Below are 4,756 nucleotides of genomic sequence, written 5' to 3'. Positions count from 1 at the left end.
CCCCCCTCGGTGTCGGTTGCGCCCGCGTCGGTCGCATCGGCGTCTTCTCCGTCGTCTTCCTCAGCGTCGTCCGGTTCGTAGACGTTCGCGTCCCCGCTCACAGCCGGTGCGCCGACCGCGAGGATCTCGACGGGCTCCCCCGAACCGTCCGGGTTGTAGGCTCTGTGGGGCGATCCGGGCGTCGCGGCGAACAGCGATCCCGACTCGACGCGGTAGGTCTCCTCGGGCGTCTCGACTGCCAACGTCCCCGAAAGCACGTAGAACGCCTCCTCCTGCTCGTCGTGGTAGTGGTACGCCAACGGGATCTGCTCGCCGGGCTCCGCGCGGAACCGGTTGATCGCGACGTTCGACAGCCCCGCTGCGTCGGAGAGTCGGCGCAGTTCGCACGGTCGCTCGTCGGCCGGACTCACCGCCTCGTGGCTCACTACGGTGTATCCCATACTCGATACATTTCGGTTCGGCACAAAAGCCTCCCGGGTCTGTCGGGGGGCCGCTGACGGGGTGGGTATCGGCGTGCTGGCGGTCTGCACGCCCGCCGTGCGGCGGTCCAGCTGCGGCCCGCGTGTGTGACGCTCGCACGGCACGGAGTAGAGTTTTATATCTCCACGTACCTACCTCGTGCGAGACGATGGAAGAGAGTGTCTCCGGATTCAAAGTTCGGGGGGCGTGGGGCGATGTCGTCGAGCACGGCGAACGGATCACGCGCGCACTCCGCGACGCCGGGGTCGACGGCGACGCCTTCGAGGAGTGGGACGAGTGGCGGCCGAAGTCCCACGAGCGGCTCGGCGAGGACGTGAGCGAGAAGACCGCCGCGCAAGCGAGCGTCAGCGAGGGGGAGGGAGAGAAAGCCGGAAAAGCGCCCGACGAGGACCTTCAGACCGCCGGGGAGCGGCTCTCCGAATCGTACGAAAAAGTCGAGGAGGGGGACAACGACGAGGCCGTCGAGCGGTGGTCCGAGTCGATCGGATACGTCGCCCGCGCCGCCGACTCCGCGGGTCGTCGGATGCTCCGGCGCGTCGAGAACACCGTCTACCAGCGGGTGATGACGCAGTTGGCCCCCTATTATTTCGACAACGAACTCGTCAGCGCGAACATCCAGAAGTCCGCGCGCGGGGACGGCGACGTCTCCTTCATCTTCGAGGTGAACATCAACGACGACGAACTGAAAGAGGAAGTCAGCGATCGCCTCGGTGAGTTCGACGACGAGGTGACGCGCTGGCACGTCGACACCGAGAAGGAGACCGAAACCGCCGAGGTCGTCGAAGGCGTCGAGCCACCGCCGTCGGACGACCGGTCCCGGTCGACGACGAACTGACACTGAGGCCCCCTCTGCCTTGGAGCGATCCCCGACAGGCCCGAAAGCGGTCACAATATTGTGCTGGGCCGTGAAACGAGCCGTATGCCCGACCCACTGCGCATCGAATCCGGCGAGTTGACCGGCGAGGAGATCCTCGACGCCCTCCGGGAGGGGCGTCGGATCGTCGTCGAAGCCGAACTCCTCGGTGGGACCCACCAACTCTCGCTCCGGCACGACGGCGAAACGTACTACTGCGATACGCCCACGACGCTTCACAAACACGACGACGAGGAGGGGATGCTCGCGTGCATCGAGAAGATGGGCTACGGCCGCGTCGAGTGACGCGTCCGACGTTCCATCGACAGGTGCGGACTACGACGCGCTCTCCGATTCGCCGTCGCGCTCGTGGAACTCGAAGCGCGCGCCGCCCGCCGACCCATCGAGCAGACTGACGTCGAAGCCGTGTGCGGCGGCGATACGCTGCACGATCGTCAGTCCCGTTCCGGTTCCGCTGTACCCCGTGGTGAAGCCGTGCTCGAAGACGGCGTCCCGCTTTTCGGCCGGGATCCCCTTCCCGGAATCTTCGACGTAGAAGCCGTCCGCCAGCGGACCGACGCGAACCGTCACCGACGCGCCGCCGTGGCCGACCGCGTTCCGAAAGAGGTTCTCGAAGAGCGCCTGCAGCTGGCTCTCGTCGCCGGCGATCGAACACGGTTCGGTCTCCAGCGTCGCCTCCCGCGTGTCGATCATCTTCCACGCCGACCGGGCGACCGCGTCCAACGAGACCGTCTCGTAGTCCTCGACGGAACCCTCGCTCCGTGCGAGTCCGGTGAGATCGGTCGTCAGTTCGTCGATCCGATCGAGCGAATCTTCGATCGCGGTGAGGTGGTCCGCGTCGTTCGTCTCCCGGAAGAGTTCCAGCCGTCCGGCGGCCACGTTGAGCGGATTTCGGAGGTCGTGTGAGATCATACTCGCGAACTGATCGAGGCGTTCGTTCTGCCGCTTGAGCGTGCGCTCGGTCTCGCGCGCCTCGGAGACGTCCTGCGTGACCAACACGCCGTACTCGTCGCCGTCTATCTCGACCGGCGCTGTCTCGAGGTGGTGGACGTGCTCCCCGAACTCGACGTCGAGCGATTCCGCGCTCCCCTCCAGAGTGGATTCTAACGGCGGTTCGAGCCGCGCGGCGGTTTCCGACGGAAACAGCTCGAAGATGTCTTTTCCCACCATCGTCGCCGCCTCCCGCTTCGAGAACGGGAGCACTTCGGGGCCGACGATCCGGTAGCGGAGGTCGGAATCGAAGAGCACGATCACCCCGTTCGGGAAGTTGTCGATCAGGGTACGGTAGCCGCCCTCCGGCGGATCCTCCGTCGATCTGCTGTCGGAATCACACATAGTGCCGTTTACGATACGGCTCAGTAGCCGCCTGCTGGTATTTAAGACTTCGACAGTCGCGTCCCCTCGATGTCTGGCACCGCTATCGACGGCGCAACTGCCGGGTTACGCTATCGACGACGCAGATGTCGGGTCGCGCTGCCGACGACGCGGGACTTTAGTCGTCGGGGTGAGGAGCTACCGAGTATGAGCGATGTGCCAGAGATGAGCGACCTCTTGGATGCGGAGGAACCCGGATTCCAAGAGGTGTTGGCCTGCGTGTTCGGCATTCAGCGCCACGAGAGCCGGACGTACATCACGCTCCTCGACAACCCCGGAAGCACGGTGGCCGAACTCGCGGACATCCTCGATCGGGACCGGAGCAACGTCAACCGCTCGCTGACGACGCTGATGGAGAAAGGTCTCGCGAGTCGCGAGCGTCGGCTCCTCGACTCGGGCGGGTACATCTACCAGTACACTGGCACGGAACTGCCTGAAGCGAAAGAGATGCTCCACGACGCCCTCGACGAGTGGACCGAGCGCGTGCATCGGAGCATCGAGGAGTACGGGAACGACGCGGAATAGCGCCGCGAGGGTTACTGGAGTAGCGCTGCGAGGACTCCTGCGTCGAAGACGCGGAGTGAGACCACAGCGAGGCACCCGACACCCCCGACGCCCTCGAATCTGAACCGGCCTCCTTTTCACGGCCGAACGCGAGGCATTGCACAATGAGCCTCGAACTCACCGCTCCCGCGCCGGACGCCCCGGACGTCGCCGACGACGGCGTCTGGCTCGCGGACATCGAGACGGGCGAGACGTACGCCCCGTTCGACGAGATCCGATACACCGGCGAGGACGGCAACCTGCTCGAAGTGCGCTACGCCGAACCGCCCACGTTCGAAGACTTCCAGGGACAGGGGCGCGGCGTCTGGCGCTACCGCGCCGCGCTCCCCTTCGAGGAGGGCGTCACCCTCCCCGAGGGCGACACGCCGCTGCACGAGGCCCCGCGCCTGCGCGAGGACGTCGGCGTCGAGACGCTCCGGATCAAACACGAGGGGATGAACCCCACCGGGTCGTTCAAGGACCGCGGGATGACCGTCGGCGTCCGCGTCGCGAAGGAACTCGGCGTCGGCCGCCTCGCCTGCGCGTCGACCGGAAACACCTCCGCCGCCCTCGCCGCCTACGGCGCTCGCGGCGGGATGGAGACGCTCGTCCTCCTCCCTCCGGGAAGGTCGCCGCCGGAAAGATCGCACAGGCGGCGCTCCACGACGCCCGAATCCTCGAAGTCGACGGCAACTTCGACTCCTGTCTCGACATCGTGCAGGACCTCGCCCAGCGCGGCGAGGTGTACCTGCTCAACTCGCTGAACCCCTTCCGACTGGAGGGACAGAAGACGATCGGCTTGGAGATCTTAGAGGAGTTCCGCGACGACTACGGCCGCTTCCCCGACCGGATCGTCCTGCCCGTCGGCAACGCGGGCAACACCTCCGCGCTGTACAAGGCGTTCCGCGAACTCGTCCAGTCCGGGGCGCTCGATCCCGCAGAGGTACCGATGCTCACCGGCGTTCAGGCCGAGGGCGCGGCCCCGATGGTCGAGGCCGTCGAGAACGGCTGGGACGACACGAAGCGCTGGGAGGAAGTCGAGACGCGGGCGACTGCGATCCGCATCGGCAACCCGGTCAACGCGCCGAAGGCGCTCCCCGGCATCCGCGAGACCGGCGGCACGGCCGTCGCTGTCTCCGACGACGCGATCACCGAGGCCCAGCGCGACCTCGCGCGCGAGGGGATCGGCGTCGAACCCGCCTCGGCGGCCTCGGTCGCCGGGCTCCGAAAGCTCCGCGACCGCGGCGTCGTCGACGCCGACGAGGACGTCGTCTGTCTCACGACCGGACACCTCCTGAAGGATCCCGACGCCGCGTTCGAGGCGGGCGGGAAACCCGAACCGGTGCCGAACGACACCGCGGCCGTGCTCGATCACATCGGCGCGAACTGAACCCGCCGACGGTTCCTGAGGAACGGACCCGCCCGTCCGATCTCAACGGACCCGCCCGTCCGATCTCAACGGACCCGCCCGTCCGATCTCACGGA

5 protein-coding genes and 1 pseudogene are annotated in these 4,756 nt (G+C 66.8%); 4 read left to right on the top strand and 2 right to left on the bottom strand.

Features of this window, described 5'->3' with window-relative positions:
* On the bottom strand, positions 1–440 hold a 440-nt coding region (locus tag ACP99_RS17590), incomplete at its 3' end, for a cupin domain-containing protein (RefSeq protein ID WP_081927570.1).
* 188 nt (positions 441–628) lie between these two features.
* Between ACP99_RS17590 and ACP99_RS17585 the strand changes: the two genes are divergently transcribed.
* Positions 629–1,315, top strand: a complete 687-nt coding sequence (locus ACP99_RS17585; protein ID WP_049987841.1) for a DUF5828 family protein — start codon at positions 629–631, stop codon at positions 1,313–1,315.
* Between the two features lie 84 nt (positions 1,316–1,399).
* A complete protein-coding gene (locus ACP99_RS17580; RefSeq protein WP_049987840.1) occupies positions 1,400–1,639 on the top strand; it encodes a hypothetical protein in 240 nt (79 codons plus the stop codon).
* Positions 1,640–1,669: 30 nt separating this feature from the next.
* On the opposite strand, the gene ACP99_RS17575 is transcribed toward ACP99_RS17580, so the two are convergent.
* Positions 1,670–2,689 (bottom strand): sensor histidine kinase, encoded by a 1,020-nt coding sequence (locus ACP99_RS17575; RefSeq protein ID WP_049987839.1) that lies wholly within the window; start codon positions 2,687–2,689, stop codon positions 1,670–1,672.
* Positions 2,690–2,875: 186 nt separating this feature from the next.
* Here ACP99_RS17575 and ACP99_RS17570 point away from each other — a divergent pair, with 186 nt between their 5' ends.
* Both ACP99_RS17570 and thrC read left to right on the top strand, forming a co-directional pair.
* Entirely contained in the window at positions 2,876–3,253 is a 378-nt protein-coding gene (locus tag ACP99_RS17570) for a helix-turn-helix domain-containing protein (RefSeq protein ID WP_049987838.1), read from the top strand.
* 143 nt (positions 3,254–3,396) lie between these two features.
* Positions 3,397–4,661, top strand: a pseudogene (gene thrC / locus ACP99_RS17565) (threonine synthase).
* The last annotated feature ends 95 nt before the right edge of the window (positions 4,662–4,756 follow it).

The organism is Halobellus rufus, assembly GCF_000739575.1.
In the GTDB taxonomy this organism is placed as follows: domain Archaea; phylum Halobacteriota; class Halobacteria; order Halobacteriales; family Haloferacaceae; genus Haloquadratum; species Haloquadratum rufum.
This window is presented reverse-complemented; position numbering and strand designations above follow the sequence as displayed.

What these genes read in the sequence shown, in the direction of transcription:
- ACP99_RS17575 (WP_049987839.1), bottom strand. Translation starts at nt 2,689, where the DNA reads ATGTGTGATTCCGACAGCAGATCGACGGAGGATCCGCCGGAGGGCGGC.
- ACP99_RS17570 (WP_049987838.1), top strand. Translation starts at nt 2,876, where the DNA reads ATGAGCGATGTGCCAGAGATGAGCGACCTCTTGGATGCGGAGGAACCC.
- ACP99_RS17580 (WP_049987840.1), top strand. Translation starts at nt 1,400, where the DNA reads ATGCCCGACCCACTGCGCATCGAATCCGGCGAGTTGACCGGCGAGGAG.
- ACP99_RS17585 (WP_049987841.1), top strand. Translation starts at nt 629, where the DNA reads ATGGAAGAGAGTGTCTCCGGATTCAAAGTTCGGGGGGCGTGGGGCGAT.